Source organism: Streptomyces sp. NPDC006134 (assembly GCF_040628835.1).
Lineage (GTDB): Bacteria > Actinomycetota > Actinomycetes > Streptomycetales > Streptomycetaceae > Streptomyces.
This window is the reverse complement of sequence record NZ_JBEXTV010000001.1, coordinates 87,574-109,105: the sequence shown is the minus strand read 5'-3', so window position 1 is coordinate 109,105 and position 21,532 is coordinate 87,574. Positions and strand designations below refer to the sequence as shown.

Below are 21,532 nucleotides of genomic sequence, written 5' to 3'. Positions count from 1 at the left end.
TCGCCCGCTAGTCCGATCGAGTGAAAACGGGCTTCTTGTGTCGTGTTCTCGCCCCGTGGGGATCCTGAATGGGGTAAGGGGCGCGGCCCATCGGGCGGCCCATCAGGCGTGCGGGCGTCGCCCGGGGGTGTGCGGGCGTGCGGGTGTTGCCCGGGGTGCGGGCGTGCGGGCGCGGCCGGGGCCGGAGGTCTGGAGGTCTGGAGGTCCGACAGTTTATGGACTTCGAAATCCATAACGCGCTACAGTCGGCGGCATGGGCAGACCACGGTCGTTCAGGGAGTCCGACGTGCTCGACGCGGCGGCGGGGGAGTTCCGCGTGCACGGCTTCGCCGACACGTCGACCGAGCAGCTCTGTGAGGCGGCGGGCGTGCGGCGCAGCAGTCTCTACAACGCCTTCTCCTCCAAGGAGGAGCTGTTCGTAAGGGCGTTGGAGCACTATGCGAACGTCACCGGCGGCAAGCAGGAGTCGGTCCTGACCGACGAGAGACTCAGCGGCGCGGCACGCCTGGCCGGCCTGCTCGACCTCATCGTCGACGAGGAGCGCGAGGCGGCCGCCCGGGGGCACGCCGCTGGATGCATGGCGGTGAACACGCGCATGAATCCGGATCTGGGTGTGCGGGACGCCCGTGTCGAGCGGATCCTCGACAGGGCGCTGGACCGTCAGATCGCGCTGCTCGGCCAGGCCATCCGCGCGGGACGGCTCGACGGTTCCCTGAAGCCGGACCTGCCGGTGCGGGAGGCCGCGCTGTCCGTCGTCACCCTCATCTCCGGGCTGCGGGTCATGGCCCAGGCCGGTACCCGGCCCGAAGAGCTCGACCGGATCGCGCGGCTGACACTCGGGGCGCTCGCGGCCTGAGCCGGTCGCCGGCGGTCGGTCATCGACGGTCGGTCACCGGCGTGCGCGCGGGCGTCGCTCACGCATGCCCAAGTTTTGAATTCTCAGATACAGAACGGCGGATTCGCCGGTCGGTGAAGGAAGGACCTGAAGTGAAACGACAGCTCTATGTGCTCATGCTGACGATCCTCGTCGTGGTGATGAGCGAGCTCCAGATCGCCGGCATGATGCCGGTGATCGCCGACGACTTCGGTGTGAGCACCGGCCAGGTGGGCCTGCTGGTCTCCTTGTACGCCCTGGGCATGGCGATCGGGGGCCCGCTGCTCGCCTTCGTCTTCCGGCACAGCCCGCCCAAGCGGGCACTGCTGGGCGTGGTCGCGGCCTACGCCGTACTCGAGGTGATGGTTCCGCTCGTCCACGCGTACTGGTGGGTGGCCGTGGTCCGCACCGTGACGGGGTGCCTGGCCGGTGCCGGGTTCGGACTGTCGGTCACCTTCGGGGCGCGCCTGGCGCCGCGTCCGGAGAAGATCGGTGAGGCCATCTCGATCGTGCTCGGCGGGATCATGGTCGGGACCGTGACCGGCCTTCCCTTGTCCCACTTCATCGCCGGCCGGTGGGGATGGCAGCCCAGCTTCTACGTACTCGGGGCGGCCGCGTTCCTGCTGTTCCTGGTCAGCGTGGCCGCGCTTCCGCCGCTGGAGGCCGCCACCCAGGACGACGCCGCCCAGGACGTGCGCAACCTGCGCTCACCCCGGCTGTGGTCGCGGTACCTGGTCAGCCTGCTCACGGTCGGCGCCGCCTACGCCTCCTTCTCCTACTTCACTCCGCTTCTCGAGCAGAGCGCCGACTTCGCCACCGGCACCACGACCCTGATCCTGCTGGGGTACGGCCTCTGCTCCTACGTGGGCAACCTGATCGTCGGCAAGTTCGCCGACCGGCACGCGGTGACAGTGCTGCGGCTCGGGCACACGCTGCTGTTCGTCTCGCTGGGACTGCTGGCACTGCTCGGCCACGTGCCGGCCGTGGCGCTCGGGATGGTGCTCGTCGTCGGCCTCGCCGGGGTGACGATGAACCCCGCGCTGGTCACCCGGGTGGCCGAGGTCGGTGGTGTCGGGAACCTGGTCAGCACCGTGCACACCGCGGTCATCACCATGGGCGTCACCCTGGGGACCGCGATCAGCGCCCTCACCATCGGCCTGTTCGGGGACGACCCCGTCGTGGCGATGTGGACCGGTGCGGCCTTCGCCGTCCTGGCCGCCCTGGTGCTCGCGACGCAGACGAGGAGAACGGCGAGCACGAGCGTTCCGCCCGGCGAATCATGGGCGAGCTCGCCTGCCTCGGGTCTGTGACCAACCACCGGGCCGCCACCCGGCACCTGAGCGCTCCCGGTCCCGGCCCCGCTCCCGGCCCCGCTCCCGGTCCCGGCCCCGCTCCCGGTCCCGGCCCCGCTCCCGGTCCCGGCCCCGCTCCCGGTCCCGATTCCGGCCCCGGTCCCGGCCCCGGCCCCGGTCCCGGCCCCGGTCCCGGATCCGGTCCTGGCGGAGGCGAGTTCACCGGCCCCGGCGGCGAAGGCGGTCGCCGGGGCCGGGAAGGCCGCGGCTCGCCGACCGGGCCCCCATGGCCTGTTCCGGTCCCCCGGCCGGTTGTTAGCCTGCCGAACGGCCACATAGCCGAATAATCGAACGGTAGAGCAACCGTACGAGGATGGAGTCGCCGTGCCCCGCATCGCACTCGTCACCTGCCGTCCCCAGCCCGAGGTCGCCGCCGACCGCGACCTGCCGGTGCTGGTGCGGGCGCTCCGGGAGGCCGGGGCGGACGCGTCGGCCGTGGAGTGGGACGACCCCTCCGTCGACTGGGCCTCCTTCGACCTCGCCGTGATCCGCTCCACCTGGGACTACAGCTGGCGCGCGGCCGAGTTCACCGCCTGGGCCGAGGCGTGCGGCAAGGCGACGCGGCTGGCGAACCCGGCGGAGGTGGTGCGCTGGAACACCGACAAGCGCTACCTGGGCGACCTGGCGGCGGCCGGCGTCCCCGTCGTCCCCACCCGCTATCTCGCCCCCGGCGAGGCCGTCAGCCTCCCCGACGGCCACGAATACGTCGTCAAACCCACCTCCGGCGCCGGGGCCCGCTTCGCCGCCCGCTACACGCCCGACCGGCACGCCACCGCCGTACGGCAGGTGGAGCGCATGCACGCCGAGGGCTTCACGGCGATGGTCCAGCCGTACATGCGCGGCATCGACACCGCCGGGGAGCGGGCGCTGCAGTTCTTCGGCGGCCGGCTGCTGCACGCCAGCCGCAAGGGCGCGGTCCTCGCGCCCGGGACGCCGTACGACGAGCGGAAGGTGGCCCACCCCGGCCTGGAGCCCTGGCGGCCCACGGACGCCGAACTGGACGTCGCCCGGCGGGCCTTGGCGGCCGTCCCCGGGGCCGCCGGCCTGCTGTACGCCCGCGTCGACCTCGTGGACGGCGACGACGGCCGGCCGCATGTGATGGAGCTGGAACTGGTCGAGCCGAACCTCTTCCTCTTCCTCCACCCCGGCTCGGTGCCGGCCGTGACCGAGGCGATCCTGGCCGCGGCCACCCGCTGACCGCGGCTACCCGCTGACCACCGTCCGTTGCAGCAAGCCCCACGCGAACTCGGCGACGACCTCGTGCCGTACGCCGTGCGCGTCCGGGGCCGTGAAGGCCAGGCCCCACCGGCCCGGGGCCGACCCCTGCAACGGGCGGGCGGGTGCGAAGGCGCGGGTCGCCTCGTCGACGGTGCAGGACCAAGGGGTGAGGTCCTCAAGGACGGTCAGCCGTGGCGCGGGGGCGTCCGGCGCCCGCACCAGCCACGCGTTCCAGACCGTCCCGTCCCCGCCGACGAGCACCTCGAACCGCAGGTCCGGCCAGAGCGGCAGCGGCCACCGCCGGGCCTCGCACTCCAGGCCGCCCACGCGACGGACGGCCACCGACTCCGGCTCACCGAGCACCGCGCGGTAGCCGGCGGCGGCCGAACGGGCGCGCGGGGAGCGGACCATCGCCTGCCACCGCCGGTTGGCCTCCCGCATCCGCGCCGCCGGGACGCCCAGCTTCCGCCGCGCCTCCTCGACCAGCTCCGCGTTGAAGTCGGCCATGCGCCGCAACAGCACCAGCTGGAAGTCGAGAGGGGTGAGCGGGGTGAGCGGGGTGGGCGGGGCGTCGGGGCGCTTTCCGGAAGGCATGAATCCATCGTCGCCCCTCCCGGCCATTGCCCGCGTCACCCCTGTGTGTCTAGCCTGTGTTCGTCATGCCGATCGCCTGTTGATATCTCGAACAGCGGGATGTCTCCACCCAGGCGCCTGAGACACATAGGGAGGGGGCCGGTCGTGGGACGCCTCGTACCAGCCGTGACCCGGGCTCTCGACATTCTGGAGCTCTTCCTCGACGGGGACGGGACGCTCTCCGCCCCCGACATCGTGCGCAAGCTGCAACTGCCGCGCACCACCGTGCACGAGCTGGTCACCACGCTCGCCGCCCGGAAGTACATCACCCCGGTGCCCGGCCAGCCCGGACGCTACCGGCTCGGCGTACGGCCGTACCAGCTCGGCGCCCGCTACGCCGAGCACCTCGATCTCGCCGCCGAGGGCCAGCAGGTCGCCCGGACCGTCGCCGAGACCTGCGACGAGACCGTGCACGTGGCGATCCTGGAGGACACCGACGTCATCTACATCGCCAAGGTGGACTCCACGCACGCCGTGCGGATGGTGTCGGCGGCCGGACGACGGCTGCCCGCGCACTGCACCTCCGTCGGCAAGATGCTGCTGGCCTCCCTCCCCGAGCAGGAGCTCGCCGCCCGCATCCCGGACGGCGCCGAGCTGGTCGCGATGACCCCCAACAGCATCACCGACCCGGCCGCCCTGCGGCAGGCCCTGGCGGAGATCCGCGAGCGCGGCCTGGCACGGGAGAACCGCGAGTCCAACCCGGACGTCTCCTGCGTGGCCGCCCCGGTGCGCGACCGCACCGGCCGGGTCGTCGCCGCCCTGTCCATCTCCGTGCCGATGATCCGCTGGAGCGAGGAACGCCGCGCCGAGCTGGAGGAACTCGTGCTCAAGGGCGCCGCGGACCTGTCGGAGCGGCTCGGCTACCGGAGCGCGGCATGACCCACCACGGCACGAGGGGCACGGCGTACGAGGTGGCGGTACGGGCCGAGGCGGCCCTCGGCGAAGGCCCGGCCTGGGACACGGCGGAGAACCGGCTGATCTGGGTCGACATCCTGAACTCCCGCGTCCACACCTACGACCCGGCGACCGGCCGCCGCACGGTCCGCGCCACCGGGCAGCACGTGGGTGCCGCCAAGCCGCGCGCGGGCGGCGGGCTGGTCCTCAACCTGCGGGACGGGGTGGGCCTGGTGGACCCGGACGGCGCCTTCCGCTGGCTGCGCCACGACCCGGTCCCCGGCCGCCGCGGCAACGACGCCGCCGTCGCACCCGACGGCTCCCTGTGGGCCGGCACCATGCGCTACGACGAGGCGACGGGCGGCGGCACCCTCACCCGCCTCACTGCCGACGGGAGCGCCGAGACCGTCCTGGACGACGTGACGGTGAGCAACGGCATCGGCTGGAGCCCCGACGGGCGGCTGATGTACTACATCGACACGCCGACCGGGCGGATCGACGTCTTCGACGTCGACCAGGAGACGGGGCGGGCCGCCGGACGGCGCCCGTTCGCGCGGATCGAGGACGGCGCCGGTTTCCCCGACGGTCTCACCGTCGACGCCGACGGCTGCGTGTGGGTGGCCCTGTGGGAGGGCGCGGCGGTGCGCCGCTACACCCCGGACGGCAGGCTGGACCGGGTGATCGGGCTGCCGGTGCCCCGCGTGACGGCGTGCGCCTTCGGCGGCGCGGACCTGACCGACCTGTACATCACCACGGCCCGTACGGGTCTGACGGCGCCGCATCCGCTGGCCGGGGCGGTGTTCGTGGTGCCGGGCGCGGGCAAGGGCCTGCCGCAGCCGGCGTTCCCGGGCTGAGCCACCGGGCCACCCGCCCACGGCGACACCACCGGCCCACGGCAGCGTTACCGGCCCGTGGTGTCGCCACCGGCCCACGGTCGCGTTACCAGCCTGCGGTGGCGCCATCGTCCTACGGCGCCACCGGCCCACGGCCCCACCCCCGCCGCACGGCGGCCTCACCGCCCTACGGCAACCCCACCGCCTTGCGTTCCCGCACCGTCAGCGGCGGCCCGCTCAGCGCCGGCTTGAGGGGGCCGGCCGCCGCCGCCAGCAGGACCGACGGGGCCAGCAGCACCGCCGCGCTCCGCTCCAGCGACGTCACGTCGGTCACCCGGCGGGCGATCCGCCCGTTGCCGGTGGCCGTGTACATGAGCCGGCCGACGTACGCGGACAGGAGCCGGTCCCGCAGGGTGGGGCCGTGCTCCGCCGCGCCGGGGTAGAACACGTCCTGGCCCACGGCCAGGTCCCAGGCCGCGCCGATCACGCGCGCCACCGCCCGCTGGATCCGCCGCGCCAGCCCCGGCGCCGCCCACCCGTGACGGCCGATCACCTCCCGCAGGACGACGGCGCTCTGCGCGGAGGCCGACAGGCCGTGCCCGTAGAGCGGGTTGAACGCGGCGAGGGCGTCGCCGAGGACGGCGAAGTTCTCCGGCCAGGCGGGCATCCGCTCGTAGAAGTGGCGGCGGTTGACGGTGGTGCGGGTGAACGCCACGCCCGACAGCGGCTCGGCGTTCTCCAGGAGCCGGCCGATCACCGGGTGGCGCAGCTCCTCGCGGGCGAAGCGGACGAAGTCGTCGTCGGCGGGGGAGGGCTGCCCGCCGCGGGTGCCGGAGAGGGTGACGATCCAGCGGCCGTCCTCGATGGGCAGCAGGAAACCGGCCCGGCCCGGCCCGCCCTCGCGCGGATCGGGCTGGACGTTGACGACCGGGAACCCGCCCCGGGCCGCCTCGGGGGCGCGGTAGAGCCGGCTGGCGTACGCCAGTCCCGCGTCGACCTCGCGCCGCCGGGCCGCCGGCAGCCCGAGGGCCGCCAGCCACCGCGCCGCTCCGGAGCCGCGCCCGGTGGCGTCGACGACCAGATCGGCGGCGAGGGTCCGCTCGGGCCCGCCGTGCGGCCGTATCCGTACGCCGGTGACCGCGGCGGCCGTACCGGTCAGGCCCACCGCCTCGGTCCGCTCGGCGACCTCGACCCGGCCGCCGGCGAGGACCTGCGCGCGGACCGTGGCGTCCAGCAGGTCCCGTCCGGCCAGGATCACGTGGTGCGACTCGGGCCAGCGCCGGAACCAGCCCCGCGGCCCCAGGACGACCATGTCCGTGGTGACCGGCGCCCGCCGCGCCCCGGCCCGCTCCAGCGCCGCGCCGATCCCGGGCAGCAGGTCCTCCACGGCCCGTACCCCGCCCGACCAGAGCATGTGGGCATGGCGTGCCTGCGGCAGCCCCTTGCGGGGCGCGGGACGGGCGGGCAGCGCGTCGCGCTCCACGACGACGACGCGGCCGGCGTGCGCCGCCAGGGCGCGCGCCGCGAGCATGCCGGTGTGGGAGCCCCCCAGCACGACGGCGGTTTTGGAGGGCGCGGGACGTTCACTCATGGGTGGGCACTTTCTCCTGCCGGGGCGGTGGCGCGGGCGCGGACCGCCTCGATGTCGTCACGGCGCCGCAGGGCCCGGGAGACGGCCTGGATCTCCTGCAGCAGGTACGTGGTGTCGGGGCCGGACGGGGCGGCGGCGCTGTCGCTGTCCGGGGCGCGCTCCCTGATGGCGACGGCGTCCAGGATCATCACGGCGGCGGCCAGGGCGCGGGCCCGGCCGGGCTCGTGCCCCAGCGCGCGGGCCGCCTCGTACGCCCGCTGCCGCAGCTCCTCGTCGAGGTGCCGGGAGAGCTGGAGCAGCCCGTCGCGGACGAACGTCTCCCGGCGGATCAGGCGCACCTCCGCGCCGGCGCGCGGGGCGAAGGGCAGTCCGCCGCCGTTCACGGTGCGCATCAGCAGGTACAGGGGCCGCAGGCGCCGGTGGCCGCGCCGGATGCGCCACCGCTCGTGCAGGTACTGCCCGGAGTGCGGGAGGATGAAGCCGACCGCGACCAGGGTGGCCGACACACAGGCGGCCGAGGGCGCCAGGTCGGTGCTCAGCCAGTCCAGGTCGTGGCCGGTCATCCGGGCGCCGACCGCGGTGAGCTTGGCCGCGTCGAAGAGCAGGTTGGTCGCGTAGCCGACGCCCAGCAGCCGCAGACCCCAGCGCAGCCAGGCGTCGAGGCCGTCGGTGCGCACCCAGTTCCAGATCAGCCGGGCCGTGACGGAGCAGGCCACGGTGTGCGCGAGCAGGTAGAGCAGGATGCCCTCGCGCATGAACGGCGTGGTGGCGTAGTACGTGTCCAGGTCCTGGCGCCGCTCCACGGGCACGTCCGCGAGGACGAACAGCACCCACAGGGCGGCCACCACGCCCGCGTAGACGAGGACGACCCACCGGGCGGCGCGGCGCGTGGAGGCCGAGCGGTCGTCCAGGCCGTTGCGCCAGGCGACGATCAGCAGCAGCCAGGACGCGCACAACGCGGTGAGCAGCGAATACACCCAGGGTGCCGCGATGTTGGGGACGCCGGTGACGCGGTTGACCCAGCCGATGACCGGCGGGAACGCGAAGACGAAGACGGCGCAGGCGAACAGCAGCAGACCGCCGACGGCGCGCAGCAGCGGGTCCCGCCACATCCGGACCAGGCTGGGCAGCTTCATGGCCAGGGCCAGGGCCAGGGCCGCGATGGGCAGCCAGAAGGAGACGGAGAAGCCGCCGAGGACCCGGGCGGGGTCCAGGGCGAGACGTGCCGGGGTCACCGCTGCCGGCCTCCGCCGCCTCCGCGGTAGCCCAGCGACCGCTGCACCGGACCGGCGGGGGAACCGCCGTACGAGCCACCATAAGAGCCGTCGTACGAGCCGCCGTACGGACCGTCCGGGCGGCCGGTCACCAGCGGCCGGAACGCGGCGGCGAGCCGGTGGCCGAAGGCGTCGGCCTCGGCCTCGTCCGCCTCGCGGGAGCCGTTGCGGGCCGCGACGGGGGTGCCGCCCCGCCCGAGCGCGGCCGCCAGCCCGGCGGGCAGCGCGCCGCCCTTCCAGCCGGGTGCGCGGCCCGGTACGCGGTCCGGTGCGCGGCCCGGTGCGCGGCCCGGTACGCGGTCCGGTGCGCGGTCCGTGTCCGGACCGGCGACGTGGTGGTGTCCGTGCCCGGCGTGCAGGTGCCACAACTCGTGGCCGAGGATCACCAGTTGCTGCACGGCCTCGGCGCGCTCCTCGACGATGACCAGGTCGAAGTCGTGGAACTCCACCCACAGTCCGGTCACGTCGATCTCGTCGGGGAACCGCTCGAAGCGCAGTTCCACCGGCCGTCCGCCGCGCCGTGCGGCCATCTCCTCGCACACCGCCCGGCACACCGCCCGTACGTCGCCGGGGGGCCGGGTCCGGGCGTGGACCGCGGCGGCGAGGTCGCCGGCCAGCGCGCGCATGGCCGAGCCGGTGCGCGCGCGCCGGAGCGCCGCGACGAGCCGGGACGCCCTGCCGCGCGCGCCCGCCCTGTCCATCGGGTCCCCCTTCTCACCGCCGGTCGACGGCCGGTCCGAGCGTACGCGCCCGGGCCTGCCCGCGTCATGTGATCCGGTGACTGTTGTTCAACAAAGAACGATCACAAGTGAGCGGAAGTCCTGCGCAACCCATTGACGTGCAGGTCCTTCGACCTTACGGTCCCGTTCGAAGTTACGAGCGTCATTCGACATATCGAACGCCGTGGGCTTCGCGGTCGCATGCGGCGCCCGCGGGCCCCCAGCGCATCGAGCAACCGTTCACCGACAGATGGGCAGGGCATGGGACGACCTGGCCTCAATCGCAGGCAACTTCTGGCCGCGGCGGGCGGCCTGGCGGTCGCGGGCAGTTTCGGCTTCGCGGCCCTGGGCACGGGCGCCGACGCGCTGGCCACCGACGCGCGCACCCGGGTGCGCTACTGGAACCTCTTCAGCGGCGGCGACGGCGCCAACATGATCGCGATGCTGGACGCCTTCCGCAAAGACCACCCGGACATCGCCGTGAAGGACTCCACCCTCCAGTGGGGCAGCCCCTTCTACACCAAGCTCGCCATGGCGGCGGCGGGCAACCGCGCGCCGGACCTCGGCGTCATGCACCTGGGCCGCGTCACCGGCTTCTCGCCCGGCCGCCTCCTGGACCCCTGGGACGTGGACCTGCTCGCCGAGTACGGCGTGCACGAGGCGGACTTCAACCCGGAGCTGTGGAAGCGCGCCGTCATCGACGGCAAGCTCTACGCCCTGCCGCTCGACATCCACGTCCAGCTCTGCTTCTACCGCAAGGACGTGCTGAAGAAGGCGGGCCTGCTCGGCGCCGACGGGCGGATGGTGCCCGCGACCTCGCCCGAGGAGTGGTTCGGCATCCTGAAGGAGGCGAAGAAGGCCACCAAGAAGGGCTTGCAGACCCTCGGTTTCTGGCACAACGACCAGAACTTCCAGTGGTGGTTCTTCGTCGCCTTCTACACCCAGCTCGGCGGCACCTGGTTCGACGACGCCCGTACCGAGGTCACCTTCGACACCGGCAAGGCCACCCAGGTCCTGGAGTTCCTGCGCCGGCACATCACCGACGGGTACGCCCACCCGGGCTTCGGCGGCCAGGCGGGCGCCGAACAGTTCGTCAACGGCTCCCCCTTCGTCTGGGAGGGCAACTGGTCGGTGCCGGTCTTCGACACCGCGAAGCTGGACTACGGCGCCACCCCGCTGCCGCCCGTCTTCGGCAGGCAGGCCACCCACGCCGAGTCGCACGCCTTCGTGCTGCCGCACCAGGCGGAGCGCGGCGGCGCCGCCAACGACGCCGCCCACCGCCTCGCCGCCTACGTCGTCACCCACGCCCGGCAGTGGTCGGCCGGCGGGCACATCCCCGCCTACACGCCGACCCTGGCCACGGACGCGTACCGGAAACTCAGCCCGCAGAACGAGTACGTGACGGCGATGGACCACCAGGCCACCGAGCCCAAGGTGTGGTTCGCCGGCTCCACCGGCATCCTCGCCCAGCGCGTCGGCCCGATCGTCGTCTCCTCGACGATGGGCTCGGCCCGGCCCGAGGCCGCCGCCCGCCGGATGAAGGGCGTGCTCACCGAGCTGCTCGCCTCGAAGAACCCCATGGACGGCAGGACCGCCGCGCAGGGAGGTGCGGTCGCATGACGACCAGCGCTCAGACCGCCATCGCCCCGGCGCGCGCGAAGACCGCCGCGCACGGCGCCACCGTCCGCCGCAGGCAGGGCTTCCAGCACGGCGGCTGGTTCGTCGCCCCGTTCCTCGCGCTGTTCGCGCTCTTCGTGATCTGGCCGCTGCTGCGCGGCCTCTACCTCAGCTTCACCGACGCCAACATCTCCGGCGAGGGAGCGAGCTTCGTCGGCCTCGACAACTACCGCGAGGCCCTGCGGGACCCGCTGATGTGGGACGCGCTCGGCCACAGCGCGTACTTCACGCTCCTGGTCGTGCCCTGCATCACCGTCATGGCCTTCCTGCTGGCGATGCTCGCCCACCACATCGAACGCGGCAAGTGGCTGTGGCGGCTGTGCTTCTTCATGCCGTTCCTGCTGCCGTCCACCGTCGCGGGCAACCTGTGGCAGTGGCTGTTCAACCCCGGCACCGGCATGATCAACCACGTCTTCGGCCTGGAGACGCCGTGGCTGACCGACAAGTCGTACGCGATGCTCGCGGTCGTCATCACCACCCTGTGGTGGACGGTCGGCTTCAGCTTCCTGCTCTACCTCGCCGCGCTCCAGGGCATCCCCGCCCACCTGTACGAGGCCGCCAAGCTGGACGGCGCGAACGCCTGGCACCGCATGGTCCACATCACCCTGCCGATGCTGCGCAACATCACCGGCCTCGTCATCGCCCTCCAGATCCTCGCCTCGCTCCAGGTCTTCGACCAGGCCGTGGTGATGATGGACTTCGGGCCGGGCCCGGAGGGATCGACCCGCACCTTCGTGCAGTACACCCTCGAAGAGGGCTTCACCAGCTACCGCGTGGGCTACGCCTCCGCGATCTCCATCATCTTCTTCGTGCTCATCGCGGCCGTCGCCCTCGGGCGGATGTGGCTGCTGCGCAACCGTGAGGAGGGCGGCCGATGACCACCGCCGCAGCACCGGTGCGGACCAAGCCCCGCCGCACCTGGACCCCCGGCCAGATCGTGCTCACCCTCCTCGGCGTGGCCGTCTCCGCGGTGTTCCTCTCCCCGCTGGCCTGGGCGCTGTTCACCTCCCTGAAGGCGGAGACCGAGGCGGTCGAGGTGTCCCCGCACTGGCTGCCGAAGGAGTGGACCGGCCAGGCGTGGTCGGCCATGTTCGAGAACGGCAACATCGTCAACTGGTTCGTGAACTCCCTCGTCGTCTCCGTCTGTGTGACGGCCGTCGTGATGCTGGTGAGCGCGCTGGCCGGATACGGCTTCGCCCGCACCGAGTTCCGCGGCAAGGGCGCCCTGATGGGCCTGGTGATGGCGGGCCTGATGGTCTCCCCGGCCGTGCTCGGCGTCCCCCTGTTCACCACCGTCCAGCAGATGGGGATGGTCGACACCTACTGGGGCATGATCCTGCCGCAGTGCGCGCCCGCCGCGATGGTCTACATCCTCTACAAGTTCTTCCAGGGCATCCCGCGCGAGCTGGAGGAGGCCGCGTTCATCGACGGCGCCGGACGCTGGCGGGTCTTCTTCACCATCATCCTGCCGCTGTCCCGCCCCTCCCTCGCCGCGGTCGGCATCTTCACCTTCATCAGCTCCTGGAACAACTTCCTGTGGCCGTACATGGTGACCAACAACCCCGACCTGATGACCATGCCGAACGGCATCGCGACCGTCATGAACTCCTACGGCATCCAGTGGGCCCAGCTCATGGCCGGCGGACTGATGGCGGGCCTGCCGCTGATCGTCGTCTTCGTCTTCTTCCAGCGCCAGATCGTGGCGGGCGTCGCGCACACCGGCCTCGCCGGCCAGTGACCCCACCGGAAAGGCACACCCCGTGAAGCGCACCAGAGGGGCCGCCGTCCTCGCCGCGGCCGTCCTGTCCCTGCTCCCGGTCACCGCCCGGGCCGACACCGTCCACCCCGACCCCCAGCCGATCACCGGCCAGCAGATCATCCACGACCCCACGGTCCTGCGCCTGAAGTCCGGCGGCTACGTCGCCTACTCCACCGGCGGGATCATCGGCGCCCGCACCTCGGACGACCGCGTCCACTGGAAGGACGCGGGCAACGCCTTCGCCGAGCCGCCCGCCTGGTGGTACGAGTACAACGACACCGGCGACCCCTGGGCCCCCGACCTCTCCTACCGCGACGGCCGCTACTGGCTCTACTACGCCGTCTCCTCCTGGGGCACCAACCACTCCGCGATCGGCGTCGCCACCTCCCCCTCCGGCCTGCCCGGCACCTGGACCGACCACGGCAAGGTCTTCACCTCCGAGACCACCGACCACTGGAACGCCATCGACCCCGCCCTCATCAAGGCGGACGGCAGGCTGTGGATGGCCTTCGGCTCGTACTGGTCCGGCATCCGCATGGTCGAGCTGGACCCGCGCACCGGCAAGGCGCTCCCCGGCGCCCCCGTCCACCACCTGGCCACCCGCCCGGACGAGCCGTACGCCGTCGAGGGCCCGGCCGTCGTCAAACACGGCCGCTACTACTACCTGTTCGCGTCCCACGACGCCTGCTGCTCCGGCGTGAACTCCACGTACAAGATCAAGGTCGGCCGCTCCACGTCGGTGACCGGCCCGTACACCGACAGCACCGGCAAGCCCCTCCTGGAGGGCGGCGGCGACCTGCTCCTCGCGGGCCACGGCCGGTACGTCGGCACCGGCGGCCAGTCGGTCTTCCGCACCCAGGGCCAGGACTGGCTCGCCTACCACTACTACGACGCCGAGGACGCCGGCACGCCCAAGCTCGGTCTCAACCGCCTGAGCTGGGGCCGTGACGGCTGGCCCTCCGTCCGCTGACCCCCACCTCGAAAGGTCTCCATGCGCACCGCCCGCTTCACCCTCGACCCCGCCTTCACCGTCGCCGAGGTCAACCCCCGCCTCTTCGGCTCCTTCGTCGAACACCTCGGCCGCTGCGTCTACACCGGCATCTACGAGCCCGGCCACCCCGCCGCCGACGCCGACGGCATCCGCACCGACGTCCTGGACCTCGTCCGCGAACTGGGCGTCACCGCCATCCGCTACCCCGGCGGCAACTTCGTCTCCGGCTACAAGTGGGAGGACTCCGTCGGCCCGGTCGAGGACCGCCCCCGCCGCCTGGACCTGGCCTGGCGCTCCACCGAGACCAACCGCTTCGGCCTGTCGGAGTACATCGCCTTCCTGAAGAAGATCGGTCCCCAGGCGGAGCCGATGATGGCGGTCAACCTCGGCACCCGCGGCGTCGCCGAGGCCCTGGAGCTCCAGGAGTACGCCAACCACCCCTCCGGCACCGCCCTGTCGGACCTGCGGATCGAGCACGGCGACAAGGACCCCTTCGGCATCCGCCTGTGGTGCCTGGGCAACGAGATGGACGGCCCCTGGCAGACCGGCCACAAGACCGCCGAGGAGTACGGCCGCCTCGCCGCCGAGACCGCCCGCGCCATGCGCCAGATCGACCCGGGCCTGGAGCTGGTCGCCTGCGGCAGCTCGGGCCAGTCGATGCCCACCTTCGCCGAGTGGGAGGCGAAGGTGCTCCAGGAGACGTACGACCTGGTCGACTACATCTCCCTGCACGCCTACTACGAGCCGCTCGACGGCGACGTCGACTCCTTCCTCGCCTCCGCCGTGGACATGGAGTCCTTCATCGAGAACGTCGTCGCCACCTGCGACCACATCGGCGCCCGCCTGAAGTCCAAGAAGAAGATCAACCTCTCCTTCGACGAGTGGAACGTCTGGTACCTGTCGCGGACCGACGCCGAGGTCGCCGCCCTCGACTGGCCGGAGGCCCCCCGCCTGCTGGAGGACAACTACAGCGTCACCGACGCCGTCGTCTTCGGCTCCCTCCTCATCGCCCTGCTCCGCCACGCCGACCGCGTGACGGTGGCCTGCCTGGCGCAGCTCGTGAACGTCATCGCCCCGATCATGACCGAGCCCGGCGGCCCGGCCTGGCGCCAGACGACGTTCTTCCCCTTCGCCCAGGCGTCCCGGTACGGCCGCGGCGAGGTCCTCGACGTCCGCGTGGACTCGCCGACGTACGAGACGAAGAAGTACGGCGAGGCGGACCTGCTGCACGCCACCGCCGTGCGCGCCGAGGACGGCACGGTCACCGTCTTCGCGGTCAACCGCAGCCGCACCGAGGCCCTGCCGCTGGAGGTGGCGCTCAACGGCCTGGACCTGACCCGGGTGGTGGAGCACAGCGCCCTGTCGGACGCCGACCCCGACGCCCGCAACACCCTGGCGGAGCCCGAGCGGGTGACGCCGCACCGGGTGGACGGCACCGAGGTGCGGGACGGCCGGCTCACCGCCGCCCTGGAACCGCTGTCCTGGAACGTCATCAGGCTGGCCTGACGACCGCCCGGCCGGGGATATGGCCCGGTGGACAGCGCCCTCTTTGGCTCTGTCCACCGGGCCATGGCCACAGCAGGCTGAGGGGACCACCGACCTTGCGGAGATCCCCTTGAGTATCGCGTTCCTGCTGACCACCCTGGCCGTGGTGGTCACCCCCGGCACCGGCGTGGTGTACACGCTCGCGGCGGGGCTGTCCCACGGCCGCCGGGCGGGCGTCGTCGCCGCGTTCGGCTGCACCCTCGGCGCCGTGCCGCACCTCGTGGCGAGCATCGGCGGCCTCGCCGCGCTGCTGCACGCCCACCCCGCCGCGTACGAGACGGTGAAGTACCTCGGCGCCGGCTACCTGCTGTACATGGCGTGGGCCACCCTGCGGGACAAGGACGCGCTCGCGGTGGACGGCGGGGCCGAGCCGCGGCCGGCGCTCCGCGTGATCGTCTCCGCGGTGCTGGTGAACCTGCTCAACCCGAAGCCCACGCTGTTCTTCGTCGCGTTCCTGCCGCAGTTCGTCCCCGCCGGCGCGTCCGGCTCCGTCGGCGCGATGCTGTGGCTCGGCGCCGTCTTCATGGCGCTGACGTTCGCCGTCTTCACCGCGTACGGCATCTGCGCCGCCGCCGTACGGGACCGTCTGTCGGCCCGGCCGGGGGCGATGACCGGGCTGCGCCGGGCGGTCGCCGTCTGCTTCGTCGGCCTGGGCGCCCATCTGGCGGTGGCGTGAGCATGCGCTTCCGGCACGCGGACGTCCTCTGGTCCGCCCACCCCGGGCTCACCGCCGGCGCCCTGTACGCCACCGGTGCCGACACCGGCCCGCGTGCCGCCGGATACACCGAGCGCGCCCTGGCCCGGCTGGCCGGAGCCACCGAGAGCGAGTTCCCCGAAGTACTGGCCTGGCGGCGGGCGTTCACCCGGATGGGGCTCAGGCCGACGCAGTACCGGTGCGCCCGAGTTCGCCTTCGGCCCGTGACCTGTCCGGTGTGTTTGACCTGTCCGGTGTGTTTCCGGGACACGGGAAGCGGCGGCAAAGGGAAGCGGCCCCGGCGCTGAGCCGGGGCCGCTGGGGTCACGATCGCCGCTCGCCACGCGGTCAGCGAGGGCCGGACGGACCGTGGCGCCTGTCGGGGAGGAGAGCTTTCCCGGCGGTCGGGTCAGCGGTACTCGTGGTGCTTGACGAAGACGTTGGCCTGGGCGGCCTTGTCGCCCTCGTCCACGAGGTGGACTTCCTTCTTCTCCGACTGCTTCACGTTCTTCGAGCAGTCCAGGTTGTTGTTGGCCGCGGAGGCGATCGGGATGTCGAGGACCTCGACGACGTCGCAGCTCAGGATCTGGGTGTTGTTCTGGAACTTGGCGGTGTCGTCGTCGGCGGCGACGGCCGTGCCGGCGGCGGCACCGGCCAGGGCCAGCGCGGTGAAGGAGCAGGCGAGCGCCTTCTTGAGAGCCATGTGGGGGTCTCCTCTTAACTGGGGTGGGATCGTTCGTGAGGACGGGCGAATTCCCGGGGGAAAGCGACCGCGCTCGTGGGGCCACGCAGTTGCAGCTGCCGAACTTTTTCTACTGCAATTGTCGGCGCGACTGCTGATGTAACGAAGCCGGTGCTCGGCCGGTATTGCTCCGAAGAGGTGAAGTCGCTATCCGCGCGTCACGGACGTGACTTCCTCCGACTTGTAATTCTTCGAGCAGTCGATGTTGGTCTGTGCGGCAGACGCGATCGGCAGGTCGAGCACTTCGATATTCAGGCAGGAGAGGATCTGGGTGTTGTTCACGTACTGCTTGGTGTAGTGCTCGGTTTCGTCGTGCGCCTGGGCGGTTCCGGTGTGCAGGGCCGCCAGGGGCGCCGCGCACAGCGAGAGAACGGCGAGGCGAGTGCTCGGTTTCATGTTTCGGTCCTCGTCTGGTCGGGGGCGGGCTGCGGACGTGGACGGCATTCGCCTTCCTGTCTGTAGTTATGACAAGAAGTGCGCTCCGGCCGCGGTTCCTGCGGTCGCATATTAGTGGTCCGGACGGCTCGTGGCCGCCGAATCCCGCGTGGCTGCCAAAGGGGTGAACGAATTCCCCCGGAAGCACCAGGGGGCGAGGCCGCCCGGCGCGGCTCCCGAGGGCTTCGATTCCGGTTTCACTCGGTCGGAGCAACACCTGCGGGGTAAGGACTTCGTTGCATGAATAGCCACGCCGGGAACGCAGTCGTCATTTGGCTGTGTCCAACTGGCCGCGGCGTCACTGTCGAATGCAAGATGCTCATCGACGAGCGATTGCCCTCGGCATTCGAAACACACCCCAGTCAATGAGGAGACCCACACATGGCTCTCAAGAAGGCGCTCGCCTGCACCTTCACCGCGCTGGCCCTGGCCGGTGGCGCCGCCGGCACGGCCGCCGCCGGTGACGACGACACGTCGAAGTTCGACAACAGCCACCAGCTCCTGAGCTGCGACGTCGTCGAGGTCATCGACATCCCGATCCTCTCGGCGGCCAACAACAACATCGACTGCTCGAAGAACGTGAAGGAGTCGAAGAAGAAGGAAGTCCACATCGTGGACGAGGGCGACAAGTCCGCCCACGCCAACTTCTTTCTCAAGAACAAGGAAGACTAGTACCGACCGTCGGACGGGTGAGCCGTCGTCATCGACTGCTTGCCCGGACGAGGGACGGACGTGACGCGTCGCGTTGCATTCCGAGCGGCCCCCGATGCACACATCGGGGGCCGCTTCCCCGTTCCCGCGCGACGGCGCCGGACGGGTGGTTTTTCCGCGGCCGGTGCCGTCAGCCGGCCGTGCCGCCCCCGCCCATCAGGCCGACGAACATCGTCCGGTGCAGCACCTCGACATGGCGGCGGGCCGCCTCGCCGGCCGCGGCGGCGTCCTTGCGGCGCAGGGCGTCGAGGAGTTCCCGGTGCTCGCGGTTGGAGTCGCGCAGGGCGGCCATCGGATAGGGCAGGTAGTACCGGTAGAGCTCGCGCAGGACCGCTCCGTAGGGGCCGGTGAGGGAGGTGACGCCGGTCGCCTCGGCGAGCCGCAGGTGGAAGCGCTCGTCGCAGCCGTGGAACTCGGCCCAGCTCGGGGCGGTGTCCATCTCGTCGACCAGGTCCTGGAGCCGGGCGAGGTCCTCCGCGCGGGCGCGGGCGGCGGCCAGGTGCGCGATGCCGCACTCCAGGGCGAGGCGGTGGTCGATCAGCCGGTGCACGGCCTCGGCGTCCGCGCGGTAGGCGGCGGTGGCGAGGACCGCCTCCGGGGTCGGACTGGAGGCGACGAGAGTGCCGCCGCCGCGCCCCGGCCGCCGTACCAGGACACCGTCGGCGCACAGGGAGACCAGGGCCCGGCGCACGGTGATCTCCCCGACGTCGAGGGCCCGCGCGATCTGCGCGGTGCTCGGCAGCCGCTCGCCGGGCAGCAGCAGGCCCAGGTCCACGGCGAGGGCGATCCGGGCGCGCACCGCCTCCAGGGCGGACAGCCGGCGCACCCCGCTCAGCTCAAGCGCGGTGAAAGCGGCGGTGCCGGCGGTGGCAGTGGTATCGGCGGCGGTATCGGCTGAGGTGGCGGCGGTATCGGCTGAGGTGGCGGCGGTATCGGCTGAGGTGGTGGCAGTGGTCGAGGGCGTCTCAGGGGCGTCCATGACGTCACCCTAGCCAGCCCGGCGGGCCCCCTTCAGGAAAACTGCTCAAGATGAACACTCTTGTTTAAGTGCTCATCTTGAACTAGTTTCGCGTCCATGTCCCGACCCCTCCCTCTGGCTCTCGCCCAGCTGCCCCAGCACGACGCGCACGCACCGCTCACGGACTTCGCGGCCGAGGCGCAGAACCTCCTCGCCCGGTTCCCGCAGACCCGTCTGGCGGTCTTCCCCGAACTCCACCTGTGCGGCGTGGAGGGGGCGGGCGCCGAGGAGCACGAGCGGCTGCGGGAGATCGCCGAACCGCTCGACGGCCCCCGCGTCCGGCAGCTCGCCGAGCTCGCCGGGGACCTCGGCGTCTGGCTGCTGCCGGGGACGGTGTGCGAGCGAGGACCCGGCGGAGAGCTGTTCAACACCGCGCTGGCCTTCTCCCCGGAGGGCCGGCTCGCCGCCTGGTACCGCAAGGTGTTCCCCTGGCGCCCCAGCGAGCCGTACGACCCCGGTGACCGGTTCGTCGTCTTCGATCTCCCCGGGACCGGCCGGGTCGGCTTCGCCGTCTGCTATGACGCCTGGTTCCCCGAGGTCGCCCGCCACCTGGCGTGGCGCGGCGCCGAGGTCATCGTCAACCCCGTGATGACCACGACCGCCGACCGCGCCCAGGAGACCGTCCTGGCCCGCGCCAACGCCATCGTCAACCAGGTGTACGTGGTCAGCGTGAACACCGCGGGGCCGCGGGGCACCGGGCACAGCATGGTCGTCGACCCCGAGGGCCGCATCCGGGCCGAGGCGCCCGGCAACGGCCCCACCGTCCTCACCGACGTGATCGATCTGGACGACGTGACCCGCGTCCGGACGTACGGGACCGCGGGCGTGAACCGCATGTGGGACCAGTTCACCGAGGCCGACACACCGATCGAACTGCCGCTGTACGGCGGGCGCATCGACCCCCGCACCTGGCGCCCGGGCACCTGACGCCTGACGCCCGGCTCCTTCCCCTCCGTTCCTTCCCCCGGCCCTTCCCCGTGCGTCCCCGCCCCCGTACGTCCGGGCTCCTCCGCGCGTCCCCGTGCCTCCCCGCCCCCTCCCCGTGCGTCCCCGCCCCTCCCTGCGCGTCCCCGCCCCTCCCTGTGCGTCCCCGCCCCTCCCTGTGCGTCCCTGGAGACTCCATGTCCGTCGACACCTCCGGCGCGCCCGCCCTCGCGCGCACCCTCGGCCTGAGAGCCGTCGTCCTGTTCGGCCTGGCCTACATGACCCCGCTGATCGTGCTCGGCACGTTCGGCGTGGTCGCCGACACCACCGGGGGCGCCACCCCCACCGCGTACCTGCTCGCGCTCGTCGCGATGCTGTTCACCGCGCACAGTTACGGCCGGATGGCCGCGGCCCACCCCGTCGCCGGATCGGCCTACACCTACGTCCGCAAGGCCGTCGACGGGCGGCTGGGCTTCCTCGTCGGCTGGGTGACGCTGCTGGACTACTTCTTCCTGCCCATGGTCATCTGGCTCATCGGCGGGTCGTACCTCCAGGCGCAGTTCCCCGATGTGCCGTTCTGGGTGTGGATCGTCGGCTTCGTCGCCGTCACCACCGCGCTGAACGTCCGCGGCATCAAGACCGCCGAACGGGTCAACGACCTGCTGATGGTCTTCCAGGTGCTGGTCATCGGCATCTTCGTCCTGCTGTGCCTGCGCCATGTCGTCGCCGGAGAGGGAGCCGGGGGACTGGTGAGCGCGCACCCGTTCGTCAACGACGCCACCACGGCGGCAGGCATCTCGGCGGGTGCCGCCATCGCCGCCTACTCCTTCCTCGGCTTCGACGCCGTCACCACCCTGACGGAGGAGACGGTCGAGCCGCGGCGCACCATGCCCCGCGCCATCCTGCTCATCGCGCTGCTCGGCGGCGGGATCTTCGTGCTGGTCGCCTACGCCACCCAGCTCGCCCATCCGGGCAGCGCCTTCGACGACTCCGGCTCCGCCGCGTTCGAGATCGCGAAGACCATCGGCGGCGACCTGTTCTCCTCGGTCTTCCTCGCCGGTCTGGTGGTCGCCCAGTTCGCCTCCGGCATCGCCGCCCAGGCGAGCACCTCCCGGCTGCTGTACGCCATGGGCCGCGACGGCGCCCTGCCGCGCAAGGTCTTCGCCCGCCTCCACCGCGGCTACCGCACTCCCGCGGTGAACGTCCTGCTCACGGGCGCGGTCGGGCTGATCGCGCTGCGGCTGGACGTGGCGACCTCGACGTCGTTCATCAACTTCGGCGCGTTCGTCGCCTTCACCTCCGTCAACGTCGCCGTCATCGCGACGTACGTGCGGGCCCGGCGCGCGGGCCGGTCCCTCAACCCCCTGCCGTACGTCGTCGCCCCGGCGATCGGCGCCGCCGTCGACCTGTACCTCCTGTACAACCTGGACGGCAAGGCGCTCACTCTCGGCCTGATCTGGCTCGTCCTCGGCGTCGTCTACCTGGCCTGGCTGACCCGCCTGTTCCGCCTGCCGCCGCCGGAGCTGTCCTTCACGGACGCGGAGCCCGCCGGTTCCGAGCCGGCGCCCCCGGCGGACGGCGGTCGCTGAACCGCCCCGTCCCCGCCCCGCTCTCCGCCCTGCCCCCGCCCGCGGGGGCCCCGGCGACG

Annotated in this window: 21 protein-coding genes; 14 read left to right on the top strand and 7 right to left on the bottom strand. The window is 72.2% G+C overall.

Features of this window, described 5'->3' with window-relative positions; genetic code table 11:
* Positions 1–253: 253 nt before the first annotated feature.
* The 3 genes from ABZ340_RS00540 to ABZ340_RS00530 all read left to right on the top strand — a co-directional run bounded on the left by ABZ340_RS00540 (position 254) and on the right by ABZ340_RS00530 (position 3,423).
* A complete protein-coding gene (locus ABZ340_RS00540; RefSeq protein ID WP_358779515.1) occupies positions 254–856 on the top strand; it encodes a TetR/AcrR family transcriptional regulator in 603 nt (200 codons plus the stop codon).
* A gap of 131 nt (positions 857–987) precedes the next feature.
* A complete protein-coding gene (locus ABZ340_RS00535; protein ID WP_358779514.1) occupies positions 988–2,184 on the top strand; it encodes an MFS transporter in 1,197 nt (398 codons plus the stop codon).
* Positions 2,185–2,550: 366 nt separating this feature from the next.
* Entirely contained in the window at positions 2,551–3,423 is an 873-nt protein-coding gene (locus ABZ340_RS00530; RefSeq protein ID WP_358779513.1) for a hypothetical protein, read from the top strand.
* 6 nt (positions 3,424–3,429) lie between these two features.
* Here ABZ340_RS00530 and ABZ340_RS00525 read toward each other — a convergent pair whose 3' ends face one another.
* The gene (locus tag ABZ340_RS00525; RefSeq protein ID WP_358779512.1) at positions 3,430–4,038 is read right to left on the bottom strand and encodes a hypothetical protein; all 609 of its coding nucleotides are present in this window, start codon (positions 4,036–4,038) and stop codon (positions 3,430–3,432) included.
* A gap of 144 nt (positions 4,039–4,182) precedes the next feature.
* Between ABZ340_RS00525 and ABZ340_RS00520 the strand changes: the two genes are divergently transcribed.
* Both ABZ340_RS00520 and ABZ340_RS00515 read left to right on the top strand, forming a co-directional pair.
* Positions 4,183–4,956: an IclR family transcriptional regulator gene (locus tag ABZ340_RS00520; RefSeq protein WP_358779511.1), complete on the top strand. Its 774-nt coding sequence runs from the start codon at positions 4,183–4,185 to the stop codon at positions 4,954–4,956.
* Positions 4,953–5,825, top strand: coding sequence for an SMP-30/gluconolactonase/LRE family protein (locus ABZ340_RS00515; RefSeq protein WP_358779510.1), 873 nt, complete (start codon positions 4,953–4,955; stop codon positions 5,823–5,825). Before ABZ340_RS00520 ends, ABZ340_RS00515 begins: the two co-directional genes overlap by 4 nt.
* A 166-nt stretch (positions 5,826–5,991) precedes the next feature.
* Here ABZ340_RS00515 and ABZ340_RS00510 read toward each other — a convergent pair whose 3' ends face one another.
* Genes ABZ340_RS00510 through ABZ340_RS00500 form a run of 3 tightly spaced genes read right to left on the bottom strand, consistent with a single transcriptional unit; the run spans position 5,992 to position 9,370 of the window.
* Positions 5,992–7,395: a pyridine nucleotide-disulfide oxidoreductase gene (locus tag ABZ340_RS00510; RefSeq protein ID WP_358779509.1), complete on the bottom strand. Its 1,404-nt coding sequence runs from the start codon at positions 7,393–7,395 to the stop codon at positions 5,992–5,994.
* On the bottom strand, positions 7,392–8,630 hold the full coding sequence (locus ABZ340_RS00505) for an MAB_1171c family putative transporter (protein ID WP_358779508.1): 1,239 nt from the start codon (positions 8,628–8,630) through the stop codon (positions 7,392–7,394). The genes ABZ340_RS00510 and ABZ340_RS00505 overlap by 4 nt, the downstream gene beginning before the upstream one ends.
* Positions 8,627–9,370 carry a toxin-antitoxin system, toxin component family protein gene (locus ABZ340_RS00500; protein WP_358779507.1) on the bottom strand — a complete coding sequence of 248 codons (744 nt, stop codon included), beginning with the start codon at positions 9,368–9,370 and terminating at the stop codon, positions 8,627–8,629. The genes ABZ340_RS00505 and ABZ340_RS00500 overlap by 4 nt, the downstream gene beginning before the upstream one ends.
* Before the next feature lie 279 nt (positions 9,371–9,649).
* Between ABZ340_RS00500 and ABZ340_RS00495 the strand changes: the two genes are divergently transcribed.
* The 6 genes from ABZ340_RS00495 to ABZ340_RS00470 all read left to right on the top strand — a co-directional run bounded on the left by ABZ340_RS00495 (position 9,650) and on the right by ABZ340_RS00470 (position 16,036).
* Positions 9,650–11,008 carry an extracellular solute-binding protein gene (locus tag ABZ340_RS00495; protein ID WP_358779506.1) on the top strand — a complete coding sequence of 453 codons (1,359 nt, stop codon included), beginning with the start codon at positions 9,650–9,652 and terminating at the stop codon, positions 11,006–11,008.
* Complete coding sequence (locus ABZ340_RS00490; RefSeq protein ID WP_358779505.1) at positions 11,005–11,943, top strand: sugar ABC transporter permease; 939 nt, start codon at positions 11,005–11,007, stop codon at positions 11,941–11,943. Before ABZ340_RS00495 ends, ABZ340_RS00490 begins: the two co-directional genes overlap by 4 nt.
* Positions 11,940–12,803: a carbohydrate ABC transporter permease gene (locus ABZ340_RS00485; RefSeq protein ID WP_358779504.1), complete on the top strand. Its 864-nt coding sequence runs from the start codon at positions 11,940–11,942 to the stop codon at positions 12,801–12,803. Before ABZ340_RS00490 ends, ABZ340_RS00485 begins: the two co-directional genes overlap by 4 nt.
* 22 nt (positions 12,804–12,825) lie before the next feature.
* Positions 12,826–13,794 (top strand): arabinan endo-1,5-alpha-L-arabinosidase, encoded by a 969-nt coding sequence (locus ABZ340_RS00480; protein ID WP_358779503.1) that lies wholly within the window; start codon positions 12,826–12,828, stop codon positions 13,792–13,794.
* Positions 13,795–13,815: 21 nt separating this feature from the next.
* Complete coding sequence (locus ABZ340_RS00475; RefSeq protein ID WP_358779502.1) at positions 13,816–15,321, top strand: alpha-N-arabinofuranosidase; 1,506 nt, start codon at positions 13,816–13,818, stop codon at positions 15,319–15,321.
* Between the two features lie 109 nt (positions 15,322–15,430).
* Positions 15,431–16,036: a LysE family translocator gene (locus ABZ340_RS00470; RefSeq protein WP_358779501.1), complete on the top strand. Its 606-nt coding sequence runs from the start codon at positions 15,431–15,433 to the stop codon at positions 16,034–16,036.
* Between the two features lie 427 nt (positions 16,037–16,463).
* Here ABZ340_RS00470 and ABZ340_RS00465 read toward each other — a convergent pair whose 3' ends face one another.
* Positions 16,464–16,757 carry a hypothetical protein gene (locus ABZ340_RS00465; protein ID WP_358779500.1) on the bottom strand — a complete coding sequence of 98 codons (294 nt, stop codon included), beginning with the start codon at positions 16,755–16,757 and terminating at the stop codon, positions 16,464–16,466.
* A gap of 186 nt (positions 16,758–16,943) precedes the next feature.
* Positions 16,944–17,192 carry a hypothetical protein gene (locus ABZ340_RS00460; protein WP_358779499.1) on the bottom strand — a complete coding sequence of 83 codons (249 nt, stop codon included), beginning with the start codon at positions 17,190–17,192 and terminating at the stop codon, positions 16,944–16,946.
* A gap of 420 nt (positions 17,193–17,612) precedes the next feature.
* Between ABZ340_RS00460 and ABZ340_RS00455 the strand changes: the two genes are divergently transcribed.
* Positions 17,613–17,903, top strand: a complete 291-nt coding sequence (locus ABZ340_RS00455; RefSeq protein ID WP_358779498.1) for a hypothetical protein — start codon at positions 17,613–17,615, stop codon at positions 17,901–17,903.
* A 169-nt stretch (positions 17,904–18,072) separates the two neighbouring features.
* On the opposite strand, the gene ABZ340_RS00450 is transcribed toward ABZ340_RS00455, so the two are convergent.
* Positions 18,073–18,921, bottom strand: coding sequence for an FCD domain-containing protein (locus tag ABZ340_RS00450; RefSeq protein ID WP_358779497.1), 849 nt, complete (start codon positions 18,919–18,921; stop codon positions 18,073–18,075).
* A gap of 96 nt (positions 18,922–19,017) precedes the next feature.
* On the opposite strand from ABZ340_RS00450, the gene ABZ340_RS00445 reads away from it, so the two are divergent.
* Both ABZ340_RS00445 and ABZ340_RS00440 read left to right on the top strand, forming a co-directional pair.
* Positions 19,018–19,887 carry a carbon-nitrogen hydrolase family protein gene (locus ABZ340_RS00445; RefSeq protein ID WP_358779496.1) on the top strand — a complete coding sequence of 290 codons (870 nt, stop codon included), beginning with the start codon at positions 19,018–19,020 and terminating at the stop codon, positions 19,885–19,887.
* A gap of 194 nt (positions 19,888–20,081) precedes the next feature.
* Positions 20,082–21,473, top strand: a complete 1,392-nt coding sequence (locus tag ABZ340_RS00440; RefSeq protein WP_358779495.1) for an APC family permease — start codon at positions 20,082–20,084, stop codon at positions 21,471–21,473.
* Positions 21,474–21,532 lie beyond the last annotated feature (59 nt).

Excerpts from the sequence above, each read along its gene's own strand:
- ABZ340_RS00540 (WP_358779515.1), top strand. The coding sequence starts at position 254 with ATGGGCAGACCACGGTCGTTCAGGGAGTCCGACGTGCTCGACGCGGCG.
- ABZ340_RS00525 (WP_358779512.1), bottom strand. The coding sequence starts at position 4,038 with ATGCCTTCCGGAAAGCGCCCCGACGCCCCGCCCACCCCGCTCACCCCG.
- ABZ340_RS00515 (WP_358779510.1), top strand. The coding sequence starts at position 4,953 with ATGACCCACCACGGCACGAGGGGCACGGCGTACGAGGTGGCGGTACGG.
- ABZ340_RS00510 (WP_358779509.1), bottom strand. The coding sequence starts at position 7,395 with ATGAGTGAACGTCCCGCGCCCTCCAAAACCGCCGTCGTGCTGGGGGGC.
- ABZ340_RS00500 (WP_358779507.1), bottom strand. The coding sequence starts at position 9,370 with ATGGACAGGGCGGGCGCGCGCGGCAGGGCGTCCCGGCTCGTCGCGGCG.
- ABZ340_RS00495 (WP_358779506.1), top strand. The coding sequence starts at position 9,650 with ATGGGACGACCTGGCCTCAATCGCAGGCAACTTCTGGCCGCGGCGGGC.
- ABZ340_RS00490 (WP_358779505.1), top strand. The coding sequence starts at position 11,005 with ATGACGACCAGCGCTCAGACCGCCATCGCCCCGGCGCGCGCGAAGACC.
- ABZ340_RS00485 (WP_358779504.1), top strand. The coding sequence starts at position 11,940 with ATGACCACCGCCGCAGCACCGGTGCGGACCAAGCCCCGCCGCACCTGG.
- ABZ340_RS00475 (WP_358779502.1), top strand. The coding sequence starts at position 13,816 with ATGCGCACCGCCCGCTTCACCCTCGACCCCGCCTTCACCGTCGCCGAG.
- ABZ340_RS00465 (WP_358779500.1), bottom strand. The coding sequence starts at position 16,757 with ATGGCTCTCAAGAAGGCGCTCGCCTGCTCCTTCACCGCGCTGGCCCTG.
- ABZ340_RS00460 (WP_358779499.1), bottom strand. The coding sequence starts at position 17,192 with ATGAAACCGAGCACTCGCCTCGCCGTTCTCTCGCTGTGCGCGGCGCCC.
- ABZ340_RS00455 (WP_358779498.1), top strand. The coding sequence starts at position 17,613 with ATGGCTCTCAAGAAGGCGCTCGCCTGCACCTTCACCGCGCTGGCCCTG.
- ABZ340_RS00450 (WP_358779497.1), bottom strand. The coding sequence starts at position 18,921 with ATGGACGCCCCTGAGACGCCCTCGACCACTGCCACCACCTCAGCCGAT.
- ABZ340_RS00445 (WP_358779496.1), top strand. The coding sequence starts at position 19,018 with ATGTCCCGACCCCTCCCTCTGGCTCTCGCCCAGCTGCCCCAGCACGAC.
- ABZ340_RS00440 (WP_358779495.1), top strand. The coding sequence starts at position 20,082 with ATGTCCGTCGACACCTCCGGCGCGCCCGCCCTCGCGCGCACCCTCGGC.